The organism is Ruegeria sp. ABV4_181 (assembly GCF_056158465.1).
Genome location: NZ_JBSWTI010000006.1, coordinates 330,892 through 355,530, shown reverse-complemented (window position 1 = coordinate 355,530; position 24,639 = coordinate 330,892). Strand labels below are relative to the sequence as shown.

The 24,639-nt window shown below is 55.1% G+C and carries 23 protein-coding genes and 2 pseudogenes; 14 read left to right on the top strand and 11 right to left on the bottom strand.

Features of this window, described 5'->3' with window-relative positions:
- Nucleotides 1-159: 159 nt before the first annotated feature.
- Nucleotides 160-1,080 (bottom strand): LysR family transcriptional regulator, encoded by a 921-nt coding sequence (locus tag ACXAC3_RS21125; protein ID WP_475164573.1) that lies wholly within the window; start codon nucleotides 1,078-1,080, stop codon nucleotides 160-162.
- A 111-nt stretch (nucleotides 1,081-1,191) separates the two neighbouring features.
- Here ACXAC3_RS21125 and ACXAC3_RS21120 point away from each other — a divergent pair, with 111 nt between their 5' ends.
- The 5 genes from ACXAC3_RS21120 to ACXAC3_RS21100 all read left to right on the top strand — a co-directional run bounded on the left by ACXAC3_RS21120 (nucleotide 1,192) and on the right by ACXAC3_RS21100 (nucleotide 5,066).
- The gene (locus ACXAC3_RS21120; protein ID WP_475164572.1) at nucleotides 1,192-2,115 is read left to right on the top strand and encodes an SDR family NAD(P)-dependent oxidoreductase; all 924 of its coding nucleotides are present in this window, start codon (nucleotides 1,192-1,194) and stop codon (nucleotides 2,113-2,115) included.
- Nucleotides 2,116-2,132: 17 nt separating this feature from the next.
- Entirely contained in the window at nucleotides 2,133-2,507 is a 375-nt protein-coding gene (locus tag ACXAC3_RS21115) for a DUF4345 family protein (RefSeq protein ID WP_475164570.1), read from the top strand.
- A gap of 275 nt (nucleotides 2,508-2,782) precedes the next feature.
- Nucleotides 2,783-3,301, top strand: a complete 519-nt coding sequence (gene thpR, locus ACXAC3_RS21110; RefSeq protein ID WP_475164568.1) for an RNA 2',3'-cyclic phosphodiesterase — start codon at nucleotides 2,783-2,785, stop codon at nucleotides 3,299-3,301.
- 176 nt (nucleotides 3,302-3,477) lie between these two features.
- Nucleotides 3,478-3,978, top strand: a complete 501-nt coding sequence (locus ACXAC3_RS21105) for a GNAT family N-acetyltransferase (RefSeq protein ID WP_475164566.1) — start codon at nucleotides 3,478-3,480, stop codon at nucleotides 3,976-3,978.
- A gap of 164 nt (nucleotides 3,979-4,142) precedes the next feature.
- Nucleotides 4,143-5,066 carry an alpha/beta hydrolase gene (locus ACXAC3_RS21100; protein WP_475164563.1) on the top strand — a complete coding sequence of 308 codons (924 nt, stop codon included), beginning with the start codon at nucleotides 4,143-4,145 and terminating at the stop codon, nucleotides 5,064-5,066.
- Between the two features lie 92 nt (nucleotides 5,067-5,158).
- Here ACXAC3_RS21100 and ACXAC3_RS21095 read toward each other — a convergent pair whose 3' ends face one another.
- Both ACXAC3_RS21095 and ACXAC3_RS21090 read right to left on the bottom strand, forming a co-directional pair.
- Entirely contained in the window at nucleotides 5,159-5,629 is a 471-nt protein-coding gene (locus tag ACXAC3_RS21095) for an aminoacyl-tRNA deacylase (protein WP_475164558.1), read from the bottom strand.
- Nucleotides 5,630-6,019: 390 nt separating this feature from the next.
- Nucleotides 6,020-6,340: a tetratricopeptide repeat protein gene (locus ACXAC3_RS21090; RefSeq protein ID WP_475164556.1), complete on the bottom strand. Its 321-nt coding sequence runs from the start codon at nucleotides 6,338-6,340 to the stop codon at nucleotides 6,020-6,022.
- Nucleotides 6,341-6,479: 139 nt separating this feature from the next.
- Between ACXAC3_RS21090 and ACXAC3_RS21085 the strand changes: the two genes are divergently transcribed.
- From ACXAC3_RS21085 to ACXAC3_RS21075, 3 genes are all read left to right on the top strand, one after another.
- Nucleotides 6,480-6,785, top strand: coding sequence for a sulfotransferase (locus ACXAC3_RS21085; RefSeq protein WP_475164553.1), 306 nt, complete (start codon nucleotides 6,480-6,482; stop codon nucleotides 6,783-6,785).
- An 18-nt stretch (nucleotides 6,786-6,803) separates the two neighbouring features.
- Nucleotides 6,804-7,076 (top strand): hypothetical protein, encoded by a 273-nt coding sequence (locus tag ACXAC3_RS21080; RefSeq protein ID WP_475164551.1) that lies wholly within the window; start codon nucleotides 6,804-6,806, stop codon nucleotides 7,074-7,076.
- A 441-nt stretch (nucleotides 7,077-7,517) separates the two neighbouring features.
- Nucleotides 7,518-8,651 carry a DUF4172 domain-containing protein gene (locus ACXAC3_RS21075; RefSeq protein ID WP_475164549.1) on the top strand — a complete coding sequence of 378 codons (1,134 nt, stop codon included), beginning with the start codon at nucleotides 7,518-7,520 and terminating at the stop codon, nucleotides 8,649-8,651.
- A 143-nt stretch (nucleotides 8,652-8,794) separates the two neighbouring features.
- On the opposite strand, the gene ACXAC3_RS21070 is transcribed toward ACXAC3_RS21075, so the two are convergent.
- A complete protein-coding gene (locus tag ACXAC3_RS21070; protein ID WP_475164546.1) occupies nucleotides 8,795-9,862 on the bottom strand; it encodes a LacI family DNA-binding transcriptional regulator in 1,068 nt (355 codons plus the stop codon).
- Nucleotides 9,863-9,975: 113 nt separating this feature from the next.
- On the opposite strand from ACXAC3_RS21070, the gene ACXAC3_RS21065 reads away from it, so the two are divergent.
- The 5 genes from ACXAC3_RS21065 to ACXAC3_RS21045 are packed head-to-tail and all read left to right on the top strand — an operon-like array spanning nucleotide 9,976 to nucleotide 15,932.
- Nucleotides 9,976-11,487 carry a tripartite tricarboxylate transporter permease gene (locus tag ACXAC3_RS21065; RefSeq protein WP_475164544.1) on the top strand — a complete coding sequence of 504 codons (1,512 nt, stop codon included), beginning with the start codon at nucleotides 9,976-9,978 and terminating at the stop codon, nucleotides 11,485-11,487.
- Nucleotides 11,484-11,939 carry a tripartite tricarboxylate transporter TctB family protein gene (locus tag ACXAC3_RS21060; protein ID WP_475164542.1) on the top strand — a complete coding sequence of 152 codons (456 nt, stop codon included), beginning with the start codon at nucleotides 11,484-11,486 and terminating at the stop codon, nucleotides 11,937-11,939. Before ACXAC3_RS21065 ends, ACXAC3_RS21060 begins: the two co-directional genes overlap by 4 nt.
- Before the next feature lie 44 nt (nucleotides 11,940-11,983).
- On the top strand, nucleotides 11,984-12,943 hold the full coding sequence (locus ACXAC3_RS21055; protein WP_475164541.1) for a Bug family tripartite tricarboxylate transporter substrate binding protein: 960 nt from the start codon (nucleotides 11,984-11,986) through the stop codon (nucleotides 12,941-12,943).
- Nucleotides 12,944-13,002: 59 nt separating this feature from the next.
- Complete coding sequence (gene sauS / locus ACXAC3_RS21050; protein ID WP_475164540.1) at nucleotides 13,003-14,424, top strand: acylating sulfoacetaldehyde dehydrogenase; 1,422 nt, start codon at nucleotides 13,003-13,005, stop codon at nucleotides 14,422-14,424.
- On the top strand, nucleotides 14,421-15,932 hold the full coding sequence (locus ACXAC3_RS21045) for a class I adenylate-forming enzyme family protein (RefSeq protein ID WP_475164538.1): 1,512 nt from the start codon (nucleotides 14,421-14,423) through the stop codon (nucleotides 15,930-15,932). The genes sauS and ACXAC3_RS21045 overlap by 4 nt, the downstream gene beginning before the upstream one ends.
- Nucleotides 15,933-16,152: 220 nt before the next feature.
- On the opposite strand, the gene ACXAC3_RS21040 is transcribed toward ACXAC3_RS21045, so the two are convergent.
- The 4 genes from ACXAC3_RS21040 to ACXAC3_RS21025 all read right to left on the bottom strand — a co-directional run bounded on the left by ACXAC3_RS21040 (nucleotide 16,153) and on the right by ACXAC3_RS21025 (nucleotide 19,661).
- On the bottom strand, nucleotides 16,153-16,641 hold the full coding sequence (locus ACXAC3_RS21040; protein WP_475164536.1) for a universal stress protein: 489 nt from the start codon (nucleotides 16,639-16,641) through the stop codon (nucleotides 16,153-16,155).
- A gap of 25 nt (nucleotides 16,642-16,666) precedes the next feature.
- Nucleotides 16,667-18,007 (bottom strand): TRAP transporter large permease, encoded by a 1,341-nt coding sequence (locus ACXAC3_RS21035; protein WP_475164535.1) that lies wholly within the window; start codon nucleotides 18,005-18,007, stop codon nucleotides 16,667-16,669.
- Nucleotides 18,007-18,582, bottom strand: a complete 576-nt coding sequence (locus ACXAC3_RS21030; RefSeq protein ID WP_475164809.1) for a TRAP transporter small permease — start codon at nucleotides 18,580-18,582, stop codon at nucleotides 18,007-18,009. Before ACXAC3_RS21030 ends, ACXAC3_RS21035 begins: the two co-directional genes overlap by 1 nt.
- 62 nt (nucleotides 18,583-18,644) lie before the next feature.
- The gene (locus ACXAC3_RS21025) at nucleotides 18,645-19,661 is read right to left on the bottom strand and encodes a TRAP transporter substrate-binding protein (protein WP_475164532.1); all 1,017 of its coding nucleotides are present in this window, start codon (nucleotides 19,659-19,661) and stop codon (nucleotides 18,645-18,647) included.
- A gap of 157 nt (nucleotides 19,662-19,818) precedes the next feature.
- On the opposite strand from ACXAC3_RS21025, the gene ACXAC3_RS21020 reads away from it, so the two are divergent.
- The gene (locus tag ACXAC3_RS21020) at nucleotides 19,819-20,745 is read left to right on the top strand and encodes a LysR family transcriptional regulator (RefSeq protein ID WP_475164530.1); all 927 of its coding nucleotides are present in this window, start codon (nucleotides 19,819-19,821) and stop codon (nucleotides 20,743-20,745) included.
- A gap of 42 nt (nucleotides 20,746-20,787) precedes the next feature.
- Here ACXAC3_RS21020 and ACXAC3_RS21015 read toward each other — a convergent pair.
- From ACXAC3_RS21015 to ACXAC3_RS21005, 3 genes and pseudogenes are all read right to left on the bottom strand, one after another.
- Nucleotides 20,788-21,583 (bottom strand): annotated as a pseudogene (locus ACXAC3_RS21015) (IS5 family transposase).
- Nucleotides 21,584-21,698: 115 nt separating this feature from the next.
- Nucleotides 21,699-23,423 (bottom strand): caspase family protein, encoded by a 1,725-nt coding sequence (locus ACXAC3_RS21010; protein WP_475164527.1) that lies wholly within the window; start codon nucleotides 23,421-23,423, stop codon nucleotides 21,699-21,701.
- 613 nt (nucleotides 23,424-24,036) lie between these two features.
- Nucleotides 24,037-24,634: pseudogene (locus ACXAC3_RS21005) on the bottom strand (transposase).
- Nucleotides 24,635-24,639: the final 5 nt, after the last annotated feature.

Genomic DNA, 24,639 nt, shown 5'->3' with positions numbered 1-24,639 from the left:
TGCGTAAAATGACGCCGGGGAATCAACGTCGATGCCTCGAATGGCAAAGTTACCAGTTGGAGGGAAAAAGCCGTGCCGAACACGGGACCGGCAGTGTCGGAGCGATCCGATCTATAACGCCCAAGGAGACAACGTTTCTGCGGGGTCGTTGAACGTCGGCTAACCGGTCGGCACGGTACCAGAGACCCAGAACTCGTTTCGCCTCGACCTGACACGCTCGGCCAGAAAATCGACGAATAACCGAACCCGTGCCGTGTTTCGAAGATCGCGATGCAACAGCAGCCAGATGCTCCGATAGGGTATTGGCTTTTGGAAGGGCGCCCGGATCAGATTGGGATGGCGGTCTCCGAGGTTGCACGCAAGATAGGCCATGCCCAAACCGGATGCCGCCAGTGTGATCAAGGGCACCAGTTCCGACACCCGGTGTTTCAGCGTGGCCTTGGGATAGTAGCTGGCCTTTACCCATTTTGCCGTGGTCGCTTCTTCGGGTTCGTGCCACCCGATAAGGTGCAGCCCCTTCCCGTCGTTGTCCCTGATCCGTTCGGCGTAGTCGCGCGAACAGTAGGCTGCCTGAGACATCTGGACGAGCTTTCTCCCGACCACATCATCCGTCACTTCGTCCGCGACACGCAGGGACACATCCGCTTCCCGGCGCATCAGGTCGCGGATATCGTTGGTGAAGTTCATGTTGAGGTTGATGTCCGGGTAGAGATCGGCGAAGGCGGCAAAGTCATCCATCAGGGATGTCATCGCCAGCCCATGAGGCAAAGTGACGTAGATCGTGCCAGACGGCTGTGCATCGCGGCCGACGATGACCCGCGACGCAGCGGTCATCTCAGCCTCGACCCGCTCGGCATGCGGCATCAGGTCTTCGCCAAGCTGGGTCAGGGCCAGACCGGATTTTGAGCGATCAAAGAGCCGGCTGCCCACGCGCTCTTCCATGATCGACAACCGGCGCGTCAGCGTGGTGTGGTTCACCCGGATGCTTTCCGCGCCCCCCCTGAGGGTTCCAGTCCGGGCAACGGCCAGAAAATACTTCAGATCGTCCCAGTTGAAGGAATGGCTTTCCTGTATCGACATGGGCGCAGTGTTTCAATTTTGAGCCATTGTGTCCAGAAATTGCCATCTACAGTTCAATTTTCGACCGCTTTACCCTGGACCCACCAAACACGAAACCAGGGAAACCGTCCCATGAAACCAATTCAATCCGTTTTGATTACCGGCGCAAATGCCGGGCTGGGCCGCGAGGCCGCCCGGCAGCTTGCCCTGCAGAAGGGCATCGACAGGATCTATCTGGCCTGCCGCAACCGAGGCAAAGCCGTGGCTGCAAAGACCGCTCTGGAGAGCGAAACCGGGCGCGAGATTTTCGAGATTGTCCTGATGGATGTGACCGATCCCGCCTCGGTCCGCGCCGCCGTGGGGGACCTCAAAACCCCCGTTGACGCTGTCTTGCTGAATGCGGGCGGCACCGGCGGGCGGCAGCCCAACAGCCTTACCGATGCGGGTGTGACGAACATATTCGCAACCAATGTTCTGGGCCATGTGGTGCTGGTGGATGAGTTGTTGGAGCGTCAACTGGTGACGTCCACGGTGCTTTACGCCGGGTCCGAAGCCGCCCGGGGCATTCCAAAGATGGGAATGCACCGACCCGACCTGTCCGACGGAACCGTGGCTGAGTTCCGGTCCATCGCTGACGGCAGCAAGTTTGGCCCTGAGGGCGATCCGATGCAGACCTATGGCTATGCCAAGCTGACCGCGACCTTGTGGATGGGGGCGATGGCCCGCCAGCACCCGCATATCCGATTTGTCACCATGAGCCCGGGCGGCACGGCTGGTACGGCGGGCTTTGACGATCTGCCCCTCATGAAACGGATCTTTTTCAAACATGTGGGCGGCGTGCTGATGCCCCTGTTCGGCATGATGCACAGCGTCGAAACCGGGGCAAAACGGTATCTGGACGGGTTGCTGAACCCGGAATTCAAGTCCGGCCATTTCTACGCCAGTCAAGCGGGGTATCCGACAGGGCCGATCGTGGATCAGGCCGGCATCGATGCGGCTCTGTCGGACATCACCGCTCAGGACAATGCCAACCAGGCTCTGCGCCAATTCGCCTGAAACCAAGGAGAAACGAAATGGAAACCACTCTGAACATTCTTGTCATCCTCGCAACCCTCATGCTGGCGGGACTTGGCATCATGTCGATGTTCGCGCCCCGGCGCATGGTCGCCAACTTTGCCATTGAACCGGTGGGCGCGGCGGGGCTCAGCACCATCCGCTCGGTGATCGGCGGGCTGTTTCTGGCCTCGGTGGCCTTACTGGTTACTGCCCTGATGACCTGTCAGACGCTGGGCTTTCTTGCAGTGGCGATCCTGATGGGGGTCGTGGTTTTCGGGCGCATCGTCGGCCTTCTGGCCGATGGGTTCGACAAAGCAGTTTTGCCGCCCCTGCTCGCTGAGTTGCTGATCATCGCGGTATTGATCTCGGCATATGGGCAGTTTTCCGCATAACCGGATTGGCGTTGGGTGGACGGCCGCAAAGACCATGCGCTGTCGTTCACCCGGGTTTCAGACCACAATCGTGCGAGGTTTCACCAGTTTCCGCGCCGTTCAGATAGGCGATCGGCATGACTACCCCCGCCATGCGGGGCACTCACCTTGATGCGGGATTGATGCAAATTCACGATGCCAATGCGTGCGTTTTGTCTGTGCCCGGACCTGACAGTGCCCGGTGGAATGGTTAGTGTGATACGAACCCGATCCCGCAGTCAAACCAAGAGAAGCCCATGAGGTCCTTCGTTGCCATTTCACTTTGCGATGAGGTGAAGGCGGCCCTTGCAGCGCTGCAGCGCGCATTGCCGGTCGGTCGACCGGTACCGCCGGATAACTTGCATCTGACGCTGGCCTTTCTGGACCATCAGCCTGAAGAAGCGCTGGAAGCGCTGCATGAGGAGCTTCTGACGCTGTCAGCCCCGCCCTTCAGCCTCTCTTTCACGGGGATCGAGTGTTTGGGGCGGGTTCTGGCCGTCGGGGTTGCAAGTTGTGATGCGCTGACCGCTTTGCACAGGAAGGTCCAGACCGCCACGCAGCAGGCCGGGATCGTGCTGCCTCGGCGACGTTTTCGCCCGCATGTCACGATCATCCGGTTAAGACCCGGTCAACCCGAAATGGGCCGGCAGAGCCTGATAGACCTCAATTCGGACCCATTGCCGGATGTTATGGTCACCAGCTTCGCACTCTACCAATCCACCCTGCGCCCCGAAGGCGCCCGACACGACGTATTGGCGCGCTACCCTCTCACCTGAATTGGCGCCGGAAGAGCGATTTTGATCTGTTCCGATTGATTGTTCGGCCTGCGGCACCGCAGGTGAACGGGTAGTTGCGCTCTGAAGAGTGTGCGATCCAATCATTTCCACACGCTATAGTTTCAAAAATGTTCGGTGATGCGAATATTCTAGGCTGAAGATAAAGGCACCTTTACATGACCCTGATCCCTACTCTGACAACCCCGCGTCTGACTTTGCGCCCTATGCGGGCGAAGGATTGGGATCGTTACTCCCGCCTCATGGCGTCTGACCGTTCGGTCCACATGGGCGGACCTTTTTCCCCGTCCGTCGCATGGGGGATGTTCTGCGCGGACCATGCTCAATGGGAATTCTTCGGATGCGGCGCACTCATGATTGAGAGCACGGCCAACGGTATTTGCCTTGGACAGGTCGGTATCAATTCCGGGCCGCTGTTCCCGGAGTTCGAACTGGGCTGGTTTCTTTACCCGGACGCGGAAGGACACGGGTTTGCATTTGAGGCCGCAAGCGCACTGCGGGCATGGGGGCGTGATGTCCGCCAACTCGAAGCACTTGTAAGCTACATTGACCCGAACAACACAAGATCGGCACGTCTGGCAGAACGGTTGGGCGCAACGCTGGATTCAACTGCCCAGCGGCCAGATCCTGCGGATCTGGTTTACCGGCACTTTGGGTAAGAAGTGACTATTCATGCCGTAACCAGAATCTACTGGTTCCATGAGGTAAGTCGCAATTCCAAGACCCGGAACTCTGTAACCGGCCAAAACGACTGGCCCCGATGTCTTTGCGGAAAAGGTGTTTCGTGGCAGACTTCCCGGATTGAACGAAAGGAGTAATCCGGATGGCCCTGTTCTTTTCCCGTCGTACCTATAATGCATCAAAGAAGAAATTTACCATAAAGCCCGCGGCCAAGACGCGCTATGTCAATATCACCCAATCCAGTTCAGATGGGCGGATCCGAAAGGGAAGCATTGTCAAAAAGGCAAAGTGGCTTGAGCTTGTTGGCGACCAGGGCAGCGACAATGAGGTCCTGATCTACGTTCACGGGTTTAACACGTCCCAAAAGGGCATGCTGGACCGGTTGGCAAAGATCGAAGCGGGCGTCAGATCCAATGGTTATCGGGGTGCCGTGGTGGCTTTCGACTGGCCAAGCGACGGGTCTGTGCATGCCTATGACAGGGACCGTTCCGACGCAAAAACGGTTGCGCCTTTTCTGGTCCAGGACGGCATTTTGCCTTTGCTGTCCATGTCACCGCGTCCAAAGGTTCACATAGTAGCGCATTCCATGGGCGCTCTGGTTGTCCTGCGCGCCTTCTCCGATTTCGGGGATTCCGCCGGGCCGGGCAACACCTGGAGCGCGGACCAGGTCATGTTTGCCTCAGCCGACGTGGATTCAACCTGGCTTGAGAAAGGCGCCTGGGGCGGGTTGGTACTGAAAAAACGCAGCAAACGTTTCACGAATTACTACAGCGGGCGGGACAAGGTTCTGGCTCTGTCCGGAGGGTTGATAAACGGCGGTCGCGACCGCGCGGGTCACGTCGGAATGCCGGACCTCACGACAAAAGGTCATTGGGACATTTACTGCAACGAGCAATACAAACGCGATGTGCCCAAACCAAAGCGGACCCGGATCTATTCGCATCGCTGGTGGTTCGACAATGACGGGTTTTACAAGGACCTCGCGTTGACAATTGGGGGCAAAGACTCAGAGACAATGCCGACCCGAAGAAAGACAACCGGAAGCGATTTGGCCTTGCTGACCTGACGGAGCCTGACTGGCCCCGTGTATTAGGCAGTTTTTCGGACCCAAACGCCCGCAGGTCCGGATTGCGGTGCCACGTGGATAGCCAGACCGACCTAATGCATGCAGCAGAATGCGCCGTGTTGGACATCTTTCATCAGCGTGTCGAAATCTTCGCCGCGCATTTCGATCAGGGTTTTGTGGTCGCCGGCCTCGAACCAGATTTTATCAAGCCCGGTCAGGCTGTTGTCGACGACCGTAGGCAGGTTATAGGCTTCGCCCACAGGGGGAACTGCGCCAAGAGCACAGTCATCAAAAAGATCCCGCATTTCGGATTCCGGGGCCAGCCCGAGACGGCGGTTCATCATTGATTGCAGGGCGGTAAGGTCGACCTGGTGATTGCTGGGCAGAACAGCAAGCATCGGGCCCTCCTCCATGTGGATGAGAACGGATTTGGCAAGGTGATCACCGGGCACATGCGCCGCCTCGGCGCATTCGCTGGCGGTGGCGGCATAGGGGTGTGGGACAGTGTCAAACGGCAGCCCTTGGGCGTCCAGATGATGTTTCAGACGAGTTGCAATAGTCATGGTGCCCTCCGTATCGTCGAAGGCGTCCCGGTCGCGAAACGAACCACCGTGCGCATCCAGGGCGCGAATGAGTGTGTGAGTCCATATTGTGCGCCTAATACGCCAGTCGGGCAAGGGTGCGGGACGCCGCACGAAAAGGGCCGGACCGAAGTCGAATAGTACGACAAACAGGGGCGCGGCTTTCCCAATCGCCCGTTTTCGGATCATTTTGCGCATGGCCTGCGAGGGTAGATGGTCGATGTTCCACAACGTCCTAGCAACCGCCTAACGTTCCGGCAATCCGCCAAGCTTCAGGCCGGTCAACAGCAGCGTCTTCGCCTCACACTTCAATATTCGAAATGCCCTTCGATATAGCGGACCGAAAATTCAGGTCTGAGGGCGAAATGATTTTCAGGACTTCTTCGGCCTATTCCCTGCGCGCCTGATGGCCAAGTGCCGCCAGTACAAAGGCATGCACCTATCTCGGCTGGGGTACATTATCGCCTTGCCGCCCCACACAACGACGCCGTCATAGTTCAATCGGAAAAACTCGATAAGAGATATCCGGGCCAGAAAAATGCCGATCAGCGTATCGCGCGGGCTGGTGCGGATCGCAGTATCTAGGAGGTCGCTGGCCTCATCCAAATGGCCAAGATGGACTTTCGTCGTCGCCAACAGGTGATACGACCGGGCGAAACTGGGGTTCAGCTCGATGGCCCGCTGAAACGCCATCAAGGAGCTTTCCTGGTTGCCGACGACAAAGTGCATCGCACCAAGGGCGTGGATGCGAACGATTCTCTTGGATCAAGCTCAATGCTTTTTGGGCATAGCGAAAGCCAAGGTCAAAACCTGCCTGCCTCTGGCCTTCAGTATGGATCCAATACTCCCCGAAGGCTTGCCCGGCATTGGTCAACACAAATACCAGGATCAACTGCCGGTCTGGCGTCAGGCGGTTGACGGGGAACATCCCGACTCGCCGACTTTTCTTGAGGGTTGCAGCGCCTGCGTGGAATGGCCCAGTGCCCATTTTGGGCGCGTGTTTTGCGACGCGTTTCCGGGCGCGAAGGTGATCCTGCCCTCGCGATCGGCTGAAAGCTGGTGGGAAAGCTATTCGGAAACCACCAATGAGTTTGTAGTGATCGCTCTGAAGGGTGAGCCGAGACTGACAATAGTCTAGGCCGAGCTGCGCCGGGCGATGATCGGCGAACGGTGCTTCAAGTCGCACTACGCGGACAAGCCGGCCACGTTCGCCGCCTATGAAACCCACGCCCGGGACGTCAGCGCGCATGTGGAACGGCATTACCTTGTTGAAGGTTGGCCCCTTATTTTTTTCAAAAGTGCGCAATATCCAAAGAATGTGATCCTGTTTTCAGTGCTCAACTATTTGCGATGGTGCTTCCTTTCAAACTTGGAAGAAATCATGTCTGAGCGTGGCTTACCCGTTGACCACTCCACGATGAACCGTTGAGTCAAACGTTTTTCCTGTGCATTCGCTGAAGTAGCTGTCGTCTAAATGCGCCTAATTTCTGCTGCTGGCAAACTGACTTCGGTAAGACCGCTGAAATACTCGGTATGCTCAATAACATGGTACAAAGACCATGGCCCAACTATACGCTTCATGGTTCTCGAATATCTTCCAAAGTGCTGAGAACATACAGTCTCCAGGGGCTTACTAAATTTCATTGCTGGCCAAGATTGAAAATGGAGAACTGTCTTTAGGTGAATTGCTATCGCGGACCTCGAATGCTTCGTATGTATTAGCAAACTGGAAGAGATTTTCTGTCGTCAGTTTGCCCTTCTGATCAATGATTGAACTGAACTGTTCGGGAAGAGGTGAGCTATAGGATTGACCCCTATGGATCAAAAAGTAATAAATAATGAGTTATAGATTGGATCCTTATACCTCACGATGTGGAACTGGGAGAACCCTGATTGGCCGGCTTTTCGTTACGATGCCGCAAGACTCGAACCGTACGAGCAACAGTTCCTGTTGTCCTCAGGGAAAGTTCTCGGAGCGGTTCATCATGTGAACACATCGGATCGAGATCAACTGCGTATCGACCTGCTAAGCGAAGAAGCGATGAAGACCAGCGCAATCGAAGGTGAGATGCTGGATCGGCTCAGTGTGCAATCGTCACTGCGTCGGCAACTTGGGCTGGCTCCTGACAGCTATCCATCCAAACCGCGCGAACAGGGTGTTTCAGAAATGATGGTGGATGTTTATTCCACCTATTCGGAACCACTGTCACACGACACCCTGTTTCGGTGGCATGACATGCTTCTGTCTCATGACAGGCATCTGGAAACGATTGGAGCATACCGGAGCCATGAGGATGCGATGCAAATCGTCTCAGGCCGTCTCGACCGTCCAACAGTGCATTTCGAAGCGCCGCCTTCACGTCAGGTTTCGACTGAAATGAAACAGTTCATAACCTGGTTCAATCGGACCGCACCGGATGGTCCCGAACCATTGCGCGCACTGATCCGGGCCGGATTGGGCCATCTGTATTTCGAAAGCATTCACCCCTTTGAAGACGGCAATGGCCGATTGGGGAGGGCGCTGGCGGAAAAGTCCCTGGCGCAGAACATTGGTCAGCCAAGCCTGATTGCGCTTGCTTTCACGATCGAGCGAGAACGGAAGGCATATTATGATCAGCTTGAACGTCATCAAAAGACTCTGGACGTGACACCATGGCTTATCTGGTTTGCCGAGACTGTCCTGACAGCGCAGCAGGTGACTCTTCAGCGCGTCGGCTTCTTTATAGCCAAGACGCATTTCCATGACCGTCACCGTGATCAGTTCAACGCCCGCCAAAACAAGGTAGTCGCCCGTTTGTTCATGGCTGGGCCAGAGGGGTTCCAAGGGGGGTTGAGCGCCGAGAACTATATCTCGATCACGGGAACATCGCGCGCCACTGCGACGCGGGATCTTCAGGATCTGGTAGAAAAGGGCGCTCTGACTCGAACAGGTGAACGCCGGTATACACGCTATTGGCTAAAGTTGGACAGGGACGAGGAAAAAGGGTTGAGTAAACAGCAATAAGTTCCTTCATACGAAGTTGCAGTCTCGCCTGCGACAGCGCCTTCTCCCGTTAAGCGAAAACGGACATTCAATTCAGTTGGCATCCAGAAACTTCAGTAATCCAGGGCAAGTGCTCGTTGTTTTTCGCCAAACGTACAATGCGATTACGGTCCGCGGGGCAATTGGATTGCCTTGGATGGGTGGCAAACCGCCACCGGACCAGTTGTTCCTCTGACGATGCGCTCCAATTCGCAGCAGATTCTAAAAGGCTCCGGATCGTCCGAGGTAATGTAGTCGGTGAACCTCTCGCCGGCGAGTTTTCCTATGGTTTCTGCCGGGATGCGAATGGTGGTGAGCCCTGGCTCAACATCCGCTGATCCTTTGAAATCTCCTATGCCGATGATGGACAGATCATCGGGAACCTTCAGTCCCAGACACTGGGCAGCATACAAAGCGCCCTGTGCAATGACGTCATTTCCGCACAGCAGAGCCGTAGGACGAGAGCCTTCAGTCAAAAGGGACATGGCTGCCTGCTTGGCCTGAGATACACTGTATGGCGCTTCGTACTCATGCTCACGTGGAACGGATATACCCCATTCGTCAAGCACGTCATGCACGGCGGAAAGCCGGTTTTGGGCCCTGTCATTGCCGGTGGTTTTGGGAAAGATCAGTCCAATGTCACGATGTTCCAGGGCCAGCAGGTGTTCTGCCGCAAGGCGCCCCGCCAAGCGATTGTCAGCCCCGACACACGGTAGGAGCGAATCTTCCGAGTAGTTCCATATGGCAAGCGCAGGTGTTCTCTGCTGCTCGATCAGCCGGGCGGTGGCTTCGGAATGTTCCAATCCAACCAGCGCTACCCCATCCACGCGATGCTCTAACAGCTTGCGGACCATCGCGTATTCACGATCGAGATCATAGCTATGCGACGCAAGTAACAGACTGAATCCGGCTGTGTCGATGGAATCCGAAAAGGCCTGAATGACTTCGGCAAAAATGGCGTGGTTGATCGTAGGGACAACAAGGCCGATTGTACCAGAGCGTTTGCCATGCATCGTCTGCGCCGCCCGGTTTCGGATGTACCCCAACCTTTGCACTGCCCGATTGATCTTTTTCCGAGTTGCGGGGCTGACCAAATTCGGGTGATTGAAGGTGCGTGATACCGTGGACGGTGACACTTTGGCGGCCTTTGCAACTGCTACAATATCCACCTTATCCTTTTGATAATTAGCCATAATATTCTTCCATCTGGCCGAATTTATGAAAACATTTGCAATACTATTTTCATCGCCTAACCTGATTTGTCAACAAAAGTAAAAGTGTGACCCGACGGGTTGGGAGGCCCTGAATGGAATTCATTTATTACTTCGGAGATGTGTTCACACCGCTGTCGTTTTTGCTGCTGTTGGGCGGCACGATCGGAGGGTTGATCCTGGGCGCGACGCCCGGTCTGTCACCCACGATGGCTGTCGCTCTGCTGATCCCGTTCACCTTCCAACTTGAAGCGGCGCAGGGGCTGATCCTGCTGGGCGCCGCCTACACCTCAACCGTGGCGGGCGGTGCGGTCAGCGCCATTTTGCTCAAGATTCCCGGCGCGCCGGCCAACATTGCGACGACGTTGGACGGGCACACCATGGCCAAGCAGGGTCAGGGTGCGCGGGCGCTGCAACTGTCCTTTCTGGCCTCGGCCGTGGGTGGCATCTTTGGCGTGCTGTTGTTGATCTTTCTGACCCCGGTTCTAGCCAAATGGGCGTTGGCGTTCGGTCCCTCGCACCTGTTCTGGCTGGCCATTCTGGGCGTGACGGTGATCGGGACGCTGGATTCCGCCTCGGTGGTCAAAGGTTTGCTGTCGGGCTGTATCGGGTTGTGGCTGGCGACCATCGGGTTTGACGACATCATGGGGGCGCAGCGCTTTATCTTTCACCCGGCCTTGGGCGGAGGCATCAACATCATTGCCGCGCTGATTGGTTTGTTTGCGATCCCTCAGGTGCTGACGATGTTTGCAAAGGGTCGCCACAACACGGGCGCCGAGGTCATCGAAGTTCAGCGCCATTCGATCCTGGCCGCGTTTCGAGAGCTGTTCCGCCGGACCCGCGCGCTCAGCATCGGAACACTGACTGGTTCGATCATCGGACTGATCCCGGGTGTTGGTGGGCAGATTGCCGGGCTGGTTGCCTATGATCAGACCAAGAAGTTTTCGGCAGAGAAGGACAAGTTCGGCACAGGGCATTCCGAAGGCGTGATTGCCGCGGAATCCGCCAATAACGCGATGGTCGGCCCGTCGCTGGTACCGTTGCTGACACTGTCGATCCCGGGCAGCCCAACTGCTGCCGTTCTGCTGGGCGGGTTGCTGATCCACGGGATTTTTCCGGGCTCGGATCTGTTCGACAATCACCCGGACGTGGCGTGGACCTTCATCAACTCCATGCTGATCGGGCAGGTCTTGATGTGCATTTTCGGGCTCTATGTGGCCGGTTTGGCCGCGCGCGTCGCGCAGGTGCCGCAATCGGTCATGGCGGCCATCGTTCTGGCCCTGTCGGTCTTTGGAGCCTATTCGGTTCAGGGCTCGATGGGTGATGTCTATGTCATGGCGTGCCTGGGCATCGGCATGTTCTTTCTGGAACGTTTCGGCTTTTCTGCCGCGCCGCTTGTTCTGGGTCTGATCCTTGGACCCATCGCCGAGGCCAACTTCATTCAAGGCGGGATGATCGCTGACGCGACCGTGGGCAAGGCGTCGTATTTTCTGACCGGCGGACTGAACCTGCTGCTGATCGCGGTGGTGCTGGCCTCAGTTGCCTACTCGGTCTGGATGGAACTGCGCCACCGTCGCTACACCACCAAAGAGGAGGCACAGGCATGAACCGCTCACAGCATGTTTTCGGGTCCGGTCTGGTTTTTGCAGTGGGCCTTTGGGTGACCTGGGTCAGCTATACACAGCAACCTGCCGAGGCGTTCCTGTTCCCGCGCCTTATCGCATCGGTCTTTGTGGTTCTGGCCGGGTGGACCTTCGGCAAAGCGATCATGGGATTGTCCAAAGTCGGGAACGGTGTGACACGCACGATGTTTGTAAACATGCTGCCGGGGCTGATCGTCACGCTGATCTACGTCTTCTGGGCGGCAAAGTCGCTGGGCTTCTACACGGCGACGGCAATCGCGTTTTTCATTCTGCTGTCGATTTACGATCCGGCCCCGCATTCCGAAACAAAAACCTGGGTCAAGCGTGGCGTCATCACGGCGATCTTTGTGGCGGTGATGTACGGCCTCTTTGCCATGCTTCTGAACGTCTACACACCAAGGGAAATTCTGTTCTGACCGCACAGAGGATGCGGGTGAACCAAAATAGGGAGGAAACGCAAATGAAACGAATTATTGCTGGCGCGGCATTAGCCCTTATGAGCCTGACAAGCGCGGCTCTGGCCGAGGAATACCCCGAGCGACCGATCATGATGATGGTCAGCTATGGTGCGGGTGGTGCGACCGACTTTCAGGCGCGGATTGTCACCATGACGTCCGGGAATGAAGATGCGCTGGGGATGCCCATTGCCATCATCAACAAACCCGGCGCCGGCGGGCGCGTAGGCTGGAACTGGTTCGCAACCCAGGCTGACGCCGATGGCTACACACTGGCTGCTTACAACGTGCCGCACTTCATTGCCCAGTCGATCAAGGGTGGGGTCGAGTATTCGGCTGACAGCTTTGAACCCATTGCCAACTGGGGTGCGGACCCTGCGGTATTTGTTGTTGGTGCGGATAGCCCGTTCAATTCGATGGAAGATGTCGTTGCGTACGCCAAGGAAAACCCGGGCAAGCTTACGGTGTCCGGCGCTGGCCTTTTTGTGGGTCACCACATCGCGGCGCTGCAGATCGACAAGGCTGCGGGCACCAAGATGGCCTATATCCCGACCAAAGGTGGCGGGGCCGCGGCCATGAAGGCGGTAATTGCCGGTGAAGTTATGGGCGGTATCAACAATCTGTCGGATGCATTCCGCGCTCAAGAGGCGGGCAACGTCAAAATCCTTGGTGTCGCAGATCTTGAGCGTAACGCGTTCCTGCCGGATGTTCCGACGATGATGGAACAGGGACTGGACGTCGACAATTCGTCGGTCAACTTCCGGGGTGTGATGGTGCCCAAGGGGACTCCGCCCGAGGTGATTGAGAAATTGGCGGCAACGGTACCTGCGATGTTCGGCAACGACCGCGTGGCCAAAAAGATGGAGGCTGGCGGATCACCCATGCACATAATGACACGCGATGAGGTGATCGAGATGTGGGCGCAACGCCAGCAAACACTGAACGAATTGCTGGCGGGGCTCTGATCTGAACAACCTTTCCGGGGCGGAAGCGATCCGCCCCGAATAAACAATCGAGGACCAAGATGAACGCTCAGGACGGGATTTCCCCAGAAATCGCTGAAGTAGATCGTATCGTTGCACGCGCGCGGACCGCTCAAAGAGCCTATGAAAATCGCGGCAGCCAGGTACTTTATGACAAAGCGGCGCTGGCGGCGGGCTGGGCCATCATGGAACCTGCCCGCAATCGGACACTGGCCGAGATTGCGGTGGAAACGACCGGTCTGGGCAATGTGCCCGACAAGATCACAAAGAACCACCGTAAGACACTCGGCCTTCTTCGTGACATAGCCGGCGCGAAAACCTACGGCATCATCAGTGACGACCCGGCGACTGGTATCACCGAAATTGCCCGCCCTATCGGCGTGATTGGCGCGGTTGTGCCATCGACCAACCCTGCCGCAACGCCCGCAAACAACATCATCAATGCGCTCAAAGGCGGCAATTCCATCGTGGTGGCACCGTCGCCCAAAGGCGTGGCGTCTTGCGAGTTGCTAGTCAGCTACATCCACTCTGAATTCGACAAGCTTGGGCTGGATCGTGATCTGGTTCAAATGGTCCCCGCGCCGGGCTCAAAAGCCAGGACACAACGGCTGATGGAATCTGTTGACCGGGTGATCTGCACCGGCAGTCAAAACAACGTCCATCGTGCGCAATCCTGCGGTACACCGGCCGTGGCGGTTGGTGCCGGCAATGTCACTGTGATTGTGGATGAGACCGCCGACTTGCAGGCAGCGGCGGCCAAGATCACCGCCTCGAAGTGTTTTGACAACGCAACATCCTGCTCATCGGAAAATGCTCTGGTCGTGGTGGATGCCGTCTATGACGCCTTTGCCGCGGCGATGGCCATTGAAGGCGGCGCCCTGGTGCCGTCTTCCGAAGCAAGTGCCATCATCACCAGGCTTTGGCCCGATGGTCTTCTCAACCGTTCAGCCATAGCGCAGGATGCCGACAAAATGCTCGAAGCCCTGGGGATGGCAGGCAAGGTACCTGAAGGGACCAGGTTTCTGGCGGTCGAAACCGACGGCATAGGCCCGGATCACCCGTTATCCGGTGAAAAACTCAGCCGGGTATTGGCGCTCTACCGCGCAGCGGATTTTGAAGAGGCCAAGGCCATCGCCACGCGCATTCTGGAGCATCAGGGGGCCGGGCATTCGGTCGGCATTCATACGGATGACGACACTCGTGCGATTGGGTTGGGACGCGACCTGCCCACCTGTCGGGTCATCGTAAACCAGGCACATACCTTTGCCACTGGCGGCAGTTTTACAAATGGCATGCCCTTTTCACTTTCGATGGGTTGCGGCAGTTGGGGCGGGAATTCCATCGACACCAACCTGCATTGGCGGCATTTCGTCCAGACCACCAAGATCGTGCGCGAAATACCTCTGCGGGAACCCGCGCTGGAAGAGATTTTCGGCGACTACTGGTCGGAGGCCGGTCAATGATGGATCCGCCCACAGGAACCGTCCGCGACTGGCTGGATCACCGAGCAAGTCAGGGGGGAACCGGGTTCGTTTTCCCGGACGGGGCGCCGGATCTGAGCTGGCGAGAACTGCGCGAGACGGCCCGCCGTGTTGCGGTCATGTTAACCGGAAAGGGTGTGGCAAAAGGCGAAAGCGTTGCGATCCTCTACCCCAATTGCCGTGAGGCGCTTGAGGTTTTGTTCGGCGTTCTCTACGGCGGATTTCGAGCAACGATGATTAACCTTGTCGCGGGCGACAGCGCCGTCGCCTATGCGTTGGAACACAGTGGTGCACGCTGTGGTTTTGTGCATTCCGGACAAACGGAACTGTTCGAACGCACAGCCGATCCCAACAGCATCACCCGGCTGCAAGTTACTGATGCGGCTGATGCCGAAGGTGAACTGCATAACATTTCATCCAATAGCCATGCGCTGTTGATGTACACGTCGGGAACGACCGGTCGCCCCAAGGGTGTGGTCCACACGCATTCCAGCCTGCTGGCAGGTGGCTGGACGACAACGGTAGCGCACGAGTTGACCGAGGTTGATCGCGGGTTTTGCGTATTGCCGATTTATCACATCAACGGGCTGTGCGTGACAGTTATGGGCACGCTTGTGTCCGGGGGATCGTTGGCCATGTGCGAACGATTTTCGGCCAGCCGGTTCTGGGACAATCTGGGTAGGGTTCAGGCGACCTGGTTTTCGGTTGTACCAACCATCATTTCTCACTTGCTGCACTCGGATGCCACGCCGGATGCCCATGTCTGCCAGCGCGTGCGTTTTGGTCGCTCCGCATCTTCGGCATTGGCACCGGACGTGCAGCGGGCCTTCGAAGACCGTTTCGAAATTGCCATCGTGGAAACGATGGGATTGACCGAAACCGCCGCACAAATCCTGTCCAATCCCCTGCCTCCGGGCGTTCGCAAGATTGGGTCCCCTGGCATCCCTTACGGAAACGAGGCAGCCATTTTCGACGCGAACCTGCGCCCTGTTCCACACGGAACGGAAGGCGAACTGGTCATTCGCGGACCGAATGTGATGCTGGAATACCTCAATAACCCCGACGCCACCGCAGGCACGTTTAGCTCCGACGGATGGTTGCGAACAGGAGATCTGGCACGGATGGATGAGGACGGATACGTTTTCGTCACCGGGCGGCTGAAAGAGCTTATCATCAAGGGTGGTGAAAATATTGCGCCGCGCGAAATTGACGAGGCCCTTTATTCTCATCCCGACGTTGTCGAAGCCGCAGCTTTCGCACGTCCCTGCGACAGCTACGGTGAAACCGTTGAAGCCGCTGTCAAAATTCGAGAAGGTTCCGAGTTGACTTCTCAGGACTTGTCGGAGATTTGCCAGGCCCACTTGGGCCAGTTCAAGTCCCCCGACAAAGTTCATATTTTGCTGGATCTTCCGAAGGGACCGTCGGGGAAAATTCAAAGAAACAGAATTCTTGAGATCGTCAGTGAGAAGGCTGAGGGCCGCAAGATTTAAAATCAACGACTAATCAGTTAACCTCCGTCCGCTTTCTGTGCGACGAAAGGGGAAGAACAGCCCCGTTTCAACAGGTGCTGCATCTTGCAAGACTGACTGTTATTGGAAATGCTCCACCGGGCAAGTTTCACGACATCATCATTACCGGCTCAACTGAAATAACGTGTCAAAAAATGGCGGCACGAGGCCGCCATAAGTTCCAACAGGGAGGGTGGTATCATTACTTGCTGTTGGGCACGACCAGCGTTGGGATCGTTGATCGCCTGAGCACCCGTTTTACAACAGTCCCGATAAACGTGTGGCCGGTGCCTTGTTCGTGAGTACCCATCACAATCAGCTGACATTCCAGTTCCATTGCGCGCTGCAAGATCATTTCAGCGGAATGGCCGTCAACCAGCTCGACTGATCCAACGGCTTGATAGGCATCCTTGTCGTCGTCAGACAGTGAGCTTAAAAAGTCCTTCTGATTTTTCTTAAGCAACTGCTTCACTGAATTATGCCTTTCGCCGATTGCCTTCGCGCGGGATTCATCATCCTGCAAGAACATCTGCAGCGTGACGATGGCGTCCTGTGACAGAGGTTCGGTCACGTGCAAGACGTGAACTTTGGCTCCATGGGCGCGCGCGATCGACAGAGCGTGTCGCAGCGCGTTGTCTGAGTTCCGGGACAAGTCAGTTGCGAACAGAATATCTTTGATTTCAGGTAGCATTAGGAAATCCTTTCCGTTCCAACGATCAGTAGCCCATCACGCGTGGCAACCACAGTGCGATCTCCGGGAAGAACGCAATGATGAAAATCGCGACTGTGTTGATGGCGGCAAAAGGCAGGGCCGCCACCGATATCCGTTCTATTGAGATGTTGGATATACCCGATGCGATGAACAGGTTCTCACCAAGCGGCGGGGTCTGAAAGCCGATACCCAGGGTACAGACCATAACGACACCAAAGTGAATCGGATCGATCCCCATGCTGTAAGCCACCGGCAGCATCACCGGCACCAGGATCAGGATGGTGGCCAGTGTCTCCATGAACATGCCCACGAAGAGCAGGAAGAAAATGACCAATGTCCAAATCACATAAATGTTGTCAGTGATCGACAGCATGCCATCCGCGATCACCGCCGGGATCTGGTTTTCAACCAAAAGGCGGCCAAACACGGTGGCAGTGAACATGATCAGCAGAACACGCCCGGTCAGCCAGGTGGTGGTTTCCAACGAGGTGAACAGCTTCTCCCATGTCAGTTCGCGGTAGATGAACGCGCCGACAACCAAAGTGTAGAAAATCGCAACGATCGCGGCTTCGGTTGGCGTGAAGAACCCGGAATAGATACCGCCGAGGATCACGACCGGAGCCATGAGTGCCCAGAATCCTCTGTACATTTCGCACCAAATCTCACGCACAGACCATCCTTCGGCTGAACCTCTGTAGCCGCGTTTCCTGGCTAGAAAATAGTTCATAGTCAGCAGGCTGCCTGCGATCAGGAAGGCGGGCATGAACCCGGCGATAAACAGTTTAGGGATCGAAACGGTCTGGAACTGACCGTGTTCGGCAACCGCTTCGGGTGGGGCAGGCATACCCAAAGCCGCAATTCCGAAGATGATCAACGGGATCGAAGGCGGGATCACAATACCCAGTCCACCCGACGATGCGGTGATTGCCGATGAAAAGCTGCGGCTATAACCGCGTTCGATCATCGCCGGTATCATGAGCATGCCTACGGCGGCCGTTGTCGCCGGGCCCGAACCCGAGATCGCGCCAAAGAACAGGCAGGCGAAGACGGTTGCGGCTGACATGCCGCCAGTGAAAGGGCCGGCAAAGCTCTCCGCGACATTGATTAGCCTTCGGGAAAGACCTGACGCTTCCATTAACGCCCCAGCCAGAATGAAGGCCGGCAAGGCCATCAACGGGAACGATCCCACGGACGTGAAGGCGATCTGGACGAATTTGATCGGGTTTTCGCCCAGGTAAAGGAATGTCAGCAGGGTTGAGACACCCAGAGCAACTGTGATCGGTGCGCCGATAAACAGCAGCAGCAAAAAGGCTCCAAACAGGAGGAGTACGATTTCGGATCCCACTATTTCTTCTCCTGATCTTGAGTAATTGAGTCGAGATCGATTTCGGTGGCGCCGGTTTCGGCGCGCACTTCATCAAGGTCGATAGCATCGGGATCGGCCAGATCCTCATCAAGGATGATCTTTTTGTAGTTCACCTGAAGGATGCGGATCGTCATCAGCGTGAAGGCGATGGGCAGAACGATATAGACCCAGCTGAGATGGAACCCCAATGTCTGAGAAGACTGGAAACGGTTCATTCTGTTGAAGATGAAATCAATCGCCAGGTAGATGAAGTAGACGTTGAAAAACAGCCAGAAAAGATCCGCGAATGCTTCGATGAATTTGATCGCACGCGGTGGCAGGAATTTGAACTGGAAGGTTACCCGGTTATGGGCATTCATTTTGGCCGCGTAGCTGGCCCCGAAAAAGACGAACCAGACAAACATATAGACTGAAAGCTCTTCGACCCAGGAAAAGGAAAAATTGAAGAGAGTTCGGACGACGACCTGCAAGAACAGAAGGCAGACAAACAGCGCAAGGAGAGTGCGGCAAATGTAGCTTTCTATATTATTGAGTATACCCCAGAATTTTGTCATTGGCCCCTCGCTGTTTTGAGGAAAGCGCCCAAAGGCGCTTTCCATTTATTGCTACCGGAAGATTATTCCGAAACAGGGTCGCGACCAATAGCGGCCAACACTTCGTTCAGCTTTTCGACGCCGCCGATGCTATCGTAAAACTTCGGCCATACGGCCGCGGTGGCCAGGTCGATGAACTCTTGTTCGTTGTTTTCCGGATCATCGATCTGCATTCCCTTGTCGAGCAGGATTTGCTTGATCTCAGCTTCCTTGTCGCGCAGGAACTGGGCTGACGCTGCGGTGGCTGCCTTACCGGCTTCCAGTACGATGGCCTGATCCTCGGGTGACAGGTCCTGGAACACTTGCTCGGAAATGATCAGCGGTTCGATCGAGAAGATGTAACGAATATTCGTGACGTATTTCTGAACTTCGTAGAACTTCATCGCGTTGATGGTGGTGTAGGGGTTGTCCTGACCATCCACAACTTTCGTTTGCAGACCGGCAAAGGTTTCCGACCATGCCATCGGCGTCGGGCTGATGCCCCAGGCCTTGTATGTGTCGATCATGATCTCGTTCTTGGGAACGCGAATGACCAGACCTTCAAGATCCGCAACCGATTTGACCGGCTTCTTTGAGTTCGTGAGGCGGCGGAACCCAGTATAGGTCCAGGCGATGATACGAACACCCGCGTCATTGATGGTGTTCTCGGTCAGTTCCTGGCCAATCGGACCCTGGGTCAGCGTTTCTGCATCTTCCAGGCTAAGAATAACGTAAGGCAGGGTGAAAACGCCGACGGTGGGCGAGAACGGTGTCACATTGTTGATCGCCAGCAGCGACATATCCAGCGTGCCGATGGCCGCATCGTTGACAGTGTCTTGCTCCGAGCCAAGCTGGCCGTTTAGGAACAATGTCGCTGTGTGCTTTCCGCCCGATAGTTCTTCTAGGGCATTCTTGAAGCCCAAACCGGTTGCTTCCTGGCTGGAGCCGCCGCTGTCGCCAACCGCGATCTTGAAGTTCTTCGCAAATGCCGGAGCCGCGAATGTCAACGCGGCAACCGACGCCGCAGCTGTCGCAGCCGATAGTGTTTTGAACATTTTCATGAATAGGTTCTCCCTTTGTTTTTCTTAGCCTTGGCAGAAATGCCCCGGCTGCCGTGTCGCTTACGGACGCCGATCATTGTACGGGTTATAGTTTGCGGAAAGGTCGCAGTTAATACAAAGTTATTGACCCATGGTTCGATAAATTGGAAACTTTAACATGGCCAAGAAACATGCCTTACATCGGGTATCGGATGCAGATATTCGGCTCCTTAATATCTTCAAGACTGTTGTGGCGTGTGGTGGTTTCACCGCTGCCGAATTCGAGCTGAACATAGGCCGCTCAACAATCAGCAAACACATATCCGACCTGGAAACCCGTTTAAAACTGAAACTGTGTCACCGAGGCCCTGCGGGATTTTCACTTACGTCTGACGGGCAGCATGTCCTTGAATCTTCGGAGATCCTTTTTGCCTCCATCGACAAGTTTCAGGAACAGATCGCTGAAGCGCGAACGGAACTGACCGGCAAGCTTAAGATCGCATTTTTTGATCATTCTTCTTCGAACCCGATGGCAAATGTATATGGCGCAATTCAAATGTTCCGCGACAAGGCGCCGGGCGTCACGCTGGACATTTCGATGGAACCGCCAAACATTATTGAAGAAGGTGTCATTAACGGCGGTTATAACCTGGGTATAGTACCTCTACATCGTCAATCACCGATGTTGACTTACACGCATCTCTATACAGAAGATATGCTGCTGTTTTGTGGTCGGGGTCATGAGTTGTTTGAACACCAAAACTATGAGTTCAACATCAAAGAGCTGAGGCGCCACTCATTTGCGGGGCTGAGTATCAACTCCCCCAACATGGCGGTTCATCAAAAGTTAAAGTTGCGAAAGTCCGCCTTTGTGCAAAATGAAGAGGCATTGGCCCTTCTGATATTGTCGGGCCGCTATCTCGGGTTCTTGCCAACCCACACAGCCCGTCCATTCTTGGAAACCGATCTGGTTCGGGTAATAAATTGTAAGGTTGCAAGATTTTCGACCACCATGGCAGCAATTGTACGAAAAAGCGCCTCCGAAGGTCGACGGCTGAATTTATTTCTTGATTGCTTAACAAACTCTCATTGCAACATTGAATAGTTTTCAAAAGAAGCCAGTCGACTCGCACCTTAGGGTCAGGATTCATAACCAATAAATGACGGTCGCAGCGAGAGCGATTGCTGATAGAAAGACCTTTGGGCATCTGTCGTAGCGTGTCGCTACGCGCCACCAATCCTTCAGCCTGCCGAACATAATCTCAATTCGGTTATGCCGTTTGTATCGGCGCTTGTCGTACATTATTGTGGTCTTATGTTGCTTTCGACCTGGGATGCAGGCACGTATCCCCTTGTCTTTCAATGCATCTCGGAACCAGTCTGCATCATAGCCGCGATCCTCGAGCAGCCAGTCGACATCTGGAATACTGCTCAGAAGTGCCCGCGCACCGATGTAGTCACTGACTTGGCCTGCGGTTACAAAAAGGCTGATCGGTCGCCCTTGGCTATCACAGATAGTATGCAGTTTGGTATTCATGCCGCCCTTGGTTCGACCAATCAGGCGGCCACACTCCCCTTTTTTGCGGCCATGCTGGTCGCGGTACAAAGTGCTTTCAGATAGGTCGCGTCCACTGCCTGGCAGTCGAAACGCAGTTTCGATGAGAGGGGACCATCACTGTCTTTTCCTCGCCGTGTTCGGCTGCCAGACCGACCATCATCCGAGCGAAGATGCCTTTCTCGCTCCATCGTTTCCACCGGCTATTAAGCGTTTTGTGGGGTCCGTGTTCTTTGGGAGCGTCACGCCACCGCAACCCATTGTGATTGATGAAGATAATCCCGCTAAGTACCCCTATATCATCGACCCGTGGTCTGCCGTGCGACTTCGGGAAGAAAGGGGAAAGCTTGGCCATCTGCTCGTCGGTCAGCCAGAAAAGGTCGCTCATGTCACCGCTCTGGTTTTCGAGCCGTGAATCATGCAGCGCATAGAAAATCTATGCATCTTGACCCTAATCTGACGGAAGGCCAGAAGGCCCGCTACTAGCGCAAGATGCGGAATCTTCACATGCCCGACGCGACGATGAACAAAAATACAAATAAAACGACAAACAGCAGACCAATATAACTACAGACACGCATGAACTTGTCCCACGGACTTAGTGACTTCCATAGCCTTTTTTTCGACGTCGCGGAGGATTGAGTTTCTGATACGGACGATGTGTTTTGGAAGGTTTCCTTTGTTTCATTCGCGCGCTGTTTGGCCGAGGAAACTACCTCGTTTGCACCAGACTTGAGACGTTCCCATTTCTCGCCGAAATTCACTGCATTAGAAGTTTCAGGCGGTGGCAACTTCGCCTGCTTTCGCGGCGTAGAAGGTTTGTTCGCACTCAACCGCTCCCATTCATCGAAAAACAAGCCCGGTTTGAAATCACCTTGCAAATGAGTATCTAACAGCCGAAAACGACGGCGCTGCACCGGGTCCATTTGGTCGAGATTCAGCTTCAACAATCCGGTCAGTCGATCCGACTGGCTTTCTGAAAGAAGTCCTTCATGTTGCAAGTCGTTGACCTGCTTGCGAAGACGCCGTGCGAGGTCGCGATGTGGTTGCAAGCCGGTTTTTCGCAGGGTGACAGCGCCACTGCCTGAAAAGTTGAATTTCTGCGGGCGCTGAAGGTGTTCGACCTGCATCATCTCTTCGAGGTAATCAAATAGTTCACGAGTATCGACTGTACCATCACCGTTTCGGTCAGCCGCACCTTTCAACCCGTTCAAGAGGTGTTTCGTGAACACACCATGGCGATAGCTCTCGGTTTCCCGAGCTACTTGCGTGCTGGTAGCCGAAGTCATCACCAAAGTGCGGCTGTTTGCTCCAAGCTCCATTTTAAGTTGCTCACTCAGGGCTGAGCGAGAAGCATCCTCTCCAGCAGCGCCCGCATAGCAGCAATCGAGTATCACCAATCGGAAACGCGCCGTTGCCTGCTCAACAACATCAAGCAGGTTGCCGTATTTCAAAGCTGTTGAATGGACAAGATCTGAGCGCGTATTTGCAAATGCCAAATGTAATTTTTGATTTCTTACCAAACCGTGACCTGCGTAATAAATCAGTAAAAGATCACTGCGCTGTGTCCCGGTGGTTATCCGTTCAATCGTTGTCAGTGCATCGGAATGGTTGCCTTGGGTTATCAGTTCGACATGATCAAATTGTTCGCCAGTCTCACCCTGTAGCAGATTGTGAAGCGCCGTAGCGTCGTTACGTGCGTAGCTCAGATCGTCCAATTCAGGGTCTTCGAATTTGTCCATTCCTACGACAACCGCAGTCTTCTTCGTTGTTTGGCTGGATCCAGTTTGCTTCTGTGAGGGCTCGAAAAGTTCGATTGTCACGTCTGATTGATCGGTTTCCGCAACAGCTTGAGATGAAGTTTGCGAGGCATCTGGGGCAAGTCTGGATAGAACGTCAAATACCTTTTTCTCGCTAAAGTTTTTGGCGTCAAATGCTATCTCTGTACCGTCATCTGTACGCAGTGCGAATGCGACTGATTTTTCTCGGACAACGTAAGCTTTCAAAACTTGGATTAACGACGACACTGCGGCTGATTGCGCAACTTCGATCCAGAGCTGCGGGTCAAGCAGTAACTCAAATGCGCGCTCTCCTGGTGCGGGCTTGCGCTTCGCACGGGCAGATTTGACACCGGCCGCTTTGTTCAAGTCACGATCAAGCAGCGCCACAAATGTCGACAGCGCTTGATCATCCAGTTCAGAAGATTGAATATCCAGCTTAATAGCCATGATTTATTACCCGACACAGCAAAAAAAATCTAATACGATTGCCGTAACAGACTTAGGAATAATAACAGAAATCGTGCTAAGTGTCCAAATAGCGGCTGCGTATGAGATTCCTTTTGCAGCAAACAAAACGACAGCGCTATCAAGTTAGAAGCGCCTCTGCCGCTTGTAGAGCAGGTTCAGTCTTAACTTTCACACCCATGAGCTACAAAACAGGCCAAGCAGATTGGAGCGCCGATCTCAGGTTTTTGATAGGCTGGGATAATACTTGAAGCTTCCATTCAATCGAAGTCATTGAATGGGGAATTGCGGTGCGACGTATGAACCAGTGCGGGTCTTGGTCTTACGCTCGTAACGAATGGTCGGCATGCTGGCACGCCTGCAAAGTCGTGGATACGTGCTTTATGACCAGAACGGGCCGCAACTTTGAGCGATCCTTGCAGACAACCGGTAAATTCGGAAGTGATGCTGACGCTGGCTGCTGGCTCATCAAGCGGTGATGGAGCTCAGATAGCAGATATCCGTATTATGAACGTTGGCGCCCTGCCATTTTCAAAAAAACGTCACCGGATTTCACTTCATCCAGCATCTGATCGAGACGTCATAGGGTCCGGATTCATAACCAATAGATGACAGGTGCTGCGAGCGCGATGGCAGAAAGGAGGACTTTGGGGCAGCGGTCATAGCGGGTTGCGACGCATCTCCAATCCTTGAGCCTGCTGAACATGATCTCGATCCGGTCGCGGCGTTTGTACCTCCGCTTGTCGTATTTGACCGGGGTTTTTCGTTGTTTGCGGACGGGGATGCAGGTGCGTATCCCTTTGTCTTTTAACGCCTCTCGGAACCAGTCTGCGTCATAGCCGCGATCCCTGAGCAGCCAGTCGACTTTGGCAGGCTGCTGAGCAACGCCCGCGCGCCCTTTTGGCGACCATGCTGGCCGCCATTCGATGTGCCTTCAGGTGGATCGCGTCGATCATCACGGTCTTCAGTTCGCCGTAATCAGCGGCCAGATCAGCCATCATACATGCGAAGATGCCTTTCTCGCTCCAGCGCTTTCAGCGGCTTTTGAGCGTTTTGTGCTGGCCATAGGCTGCCGGTGCATCGCGCCACTTTAACTCTTTGCGGTTGATGAAGATAATCCCGCTCAACACCCGCTTGTCATCAACCCGAGGCTTGCTATGCGATTTCGGCAAGAAGGGTTTAAGACGCACCATCTGCG

What these genes read in the sequence shown, in the direction of transcription:
- ACXAC3_RS21045 (WP_475164538.1), top strand. Translation starts at nt 14,421, where the DNA reads ATGATGGATCCGCCCACAGGAACCGTCCGCGACTGGCTGGATCACCGA.
- ACXAC3_RS21095 (WP_475164558.1), bottom strand. Translation starts at nt 5,629, where the DNA reads ATGACTATTGCAACTCGTCTGAAACATCATCTGGACGCCCAAGGGCTG.
- ACXAC3_RS21070 (WP_475164546.1), bottom strand. Translation starts at nt 9,862, where the DNA reads ATGGCTAATTATCAAAAGGATAAGGTGGATATTGTAGCAGTTGCAAAG.
- ACXAC3_RS21030 (WP_475164809.1), bottom strand. Translation starts at nt 18,582, where the DNA reads ATGACAAAATTCTGGGGTATACTCAATAATATAGAAAGCTACATTTGC.
- sauS (WP_475164540.1), top strand. Translation starts at nt 13,003, where the DNA reads ATGAACGCTCAGGACGGGATTTCCCCAGAAATCGCTGAAGTAGATCGT.
- ACXAC3_RS21010 (WP_475164527.1), bottom strand. Translation starts at nt 23,423, where the DNA reads ATGGCTATTAAGCTGGATATTCAATCTTCTGAACTGGATGATCAAGCG.
- ACXAC3_RS21100 (WP_475164563.1), top strand. Translation starts at nt 4,143, where the DNA reads ATGGCCCTGTTCTTTTCCCGTCGTACCTATAATGCATCAAAGAAGAAA.
- ACXAC3_RS21055 (WP_475164541.1), top strand. Translation starts at nt 11,984, where the DNA reads ATGAAACGAATTATTGCTGGCGCGGCATTAGCCCTTATGAGCCTGACA.
- ACXAC3_RS21105 (WP_475164566.1), top strand. Translation starts at nt 3,478, where the DNA reads ATGACCCTGATCCCTACTCTGACAACCCCGCGTCTGACTTTGCGCCCT.
- ACXAC3_RS21085 (WP_475164553.1), top strand. Translation starts at nt 6,480, where the DNA reads ATGGATCCAATACTCCCCGAAGGCTTGCCCGGCATTGGTCAACACAAA.
- ACXAC3_RS21125 (WP_475164573.1), bottom strand. Translation starts at nt 1,080, where the DNA reads ATGTCGATACAGGAAAGCCATTCCTTCAACTGGGACGATCTGAAGTAT.
- ACXAC3_RS21065 (WP_475164544.1), top strand. Translation starts at nt 9,976, where the DNA reads ATGGAATTCATTTATTACTTCGGAGATGTGTTCACACCGCTGTCGTTT.
- ACXAC3_RS21060 (WP_475164542.1), top strand. Translation starts at nt 11,484, where the DNA reads ATGAACCGCTCACAGCATGTTTTCGGGTCCGGTCTGGTTTTTGCAGTG.
- ACXAC3_RS21025 (WP_475164532.1), bottom strand. Translation starts at nt 19,661, where the DNA reads ATGAAAATGTTCAAAACACTATCGGCTGCGACAGCTGCGGCGTCGGTT.
- ACXAC3_RS21020 (WP_475164530.1), top strand. Translation starts at nt 19,819, where the DNA reads ATGGCCAAGAAACATGCCTTACATCGGGTATCGGATGCAGATATTCGG.
- ACXAC3_RS21120 (WP_475164572.1), top strand. Translation starts at nt 1,192, where the DNA reads ATGAAACCAATTCAATCCGTTTTGATTACCGGCGCAAATGCCGGGCTG.
- thpR (WP_475164568.1), top strand. Translation starts at nt 2,783, where the DNA reads ATGAGGTCCTTCGTTGCCATTTCACTTTGCGATGAGGTGAAGGCGGCC.
- ACXAC3_RS21075 (WP_475164549.1), top strand. Translation starts at nt 7,518, where the DNA reads ATGTGGAACTGGGAGAACCCTGATTGGCCGGCTTTTCGTTACGATGCC.
- ACXAC3_RS21090 (WP_475164556.1), bottom strand. Translation starts at nt 6,340, where the DNA reads ATGGCGTTTCAGCGGGCCATCGAGCTGAACCCCAGTTTCGCCCGGTCG.
- ACXAC3_RS21080 (WP_475164551.1), top strand. Translation starts at nt 6,804, where the DNA reads ATGATCGGCGAACGGTGCTTCAAGTCGCACTACGCGGACAAGCCGGCC.
- ACXAC3_RS21040 (WP_475164536.1), bottom strand. Translation starts at nt 16,641, where the DNA reads ATGCTACCTGAAATCAAAGATATTCTGTTCGCAACTGACTTGTCCCGG.
- ACXAC3_RS21115 (WP_475164570.1), top strand. Translation starts at nt 2,133, where the DNA reads ATGGAAACCACTCTGAACATTCTTGTCATCCTCGCAACCCTCATGCTG.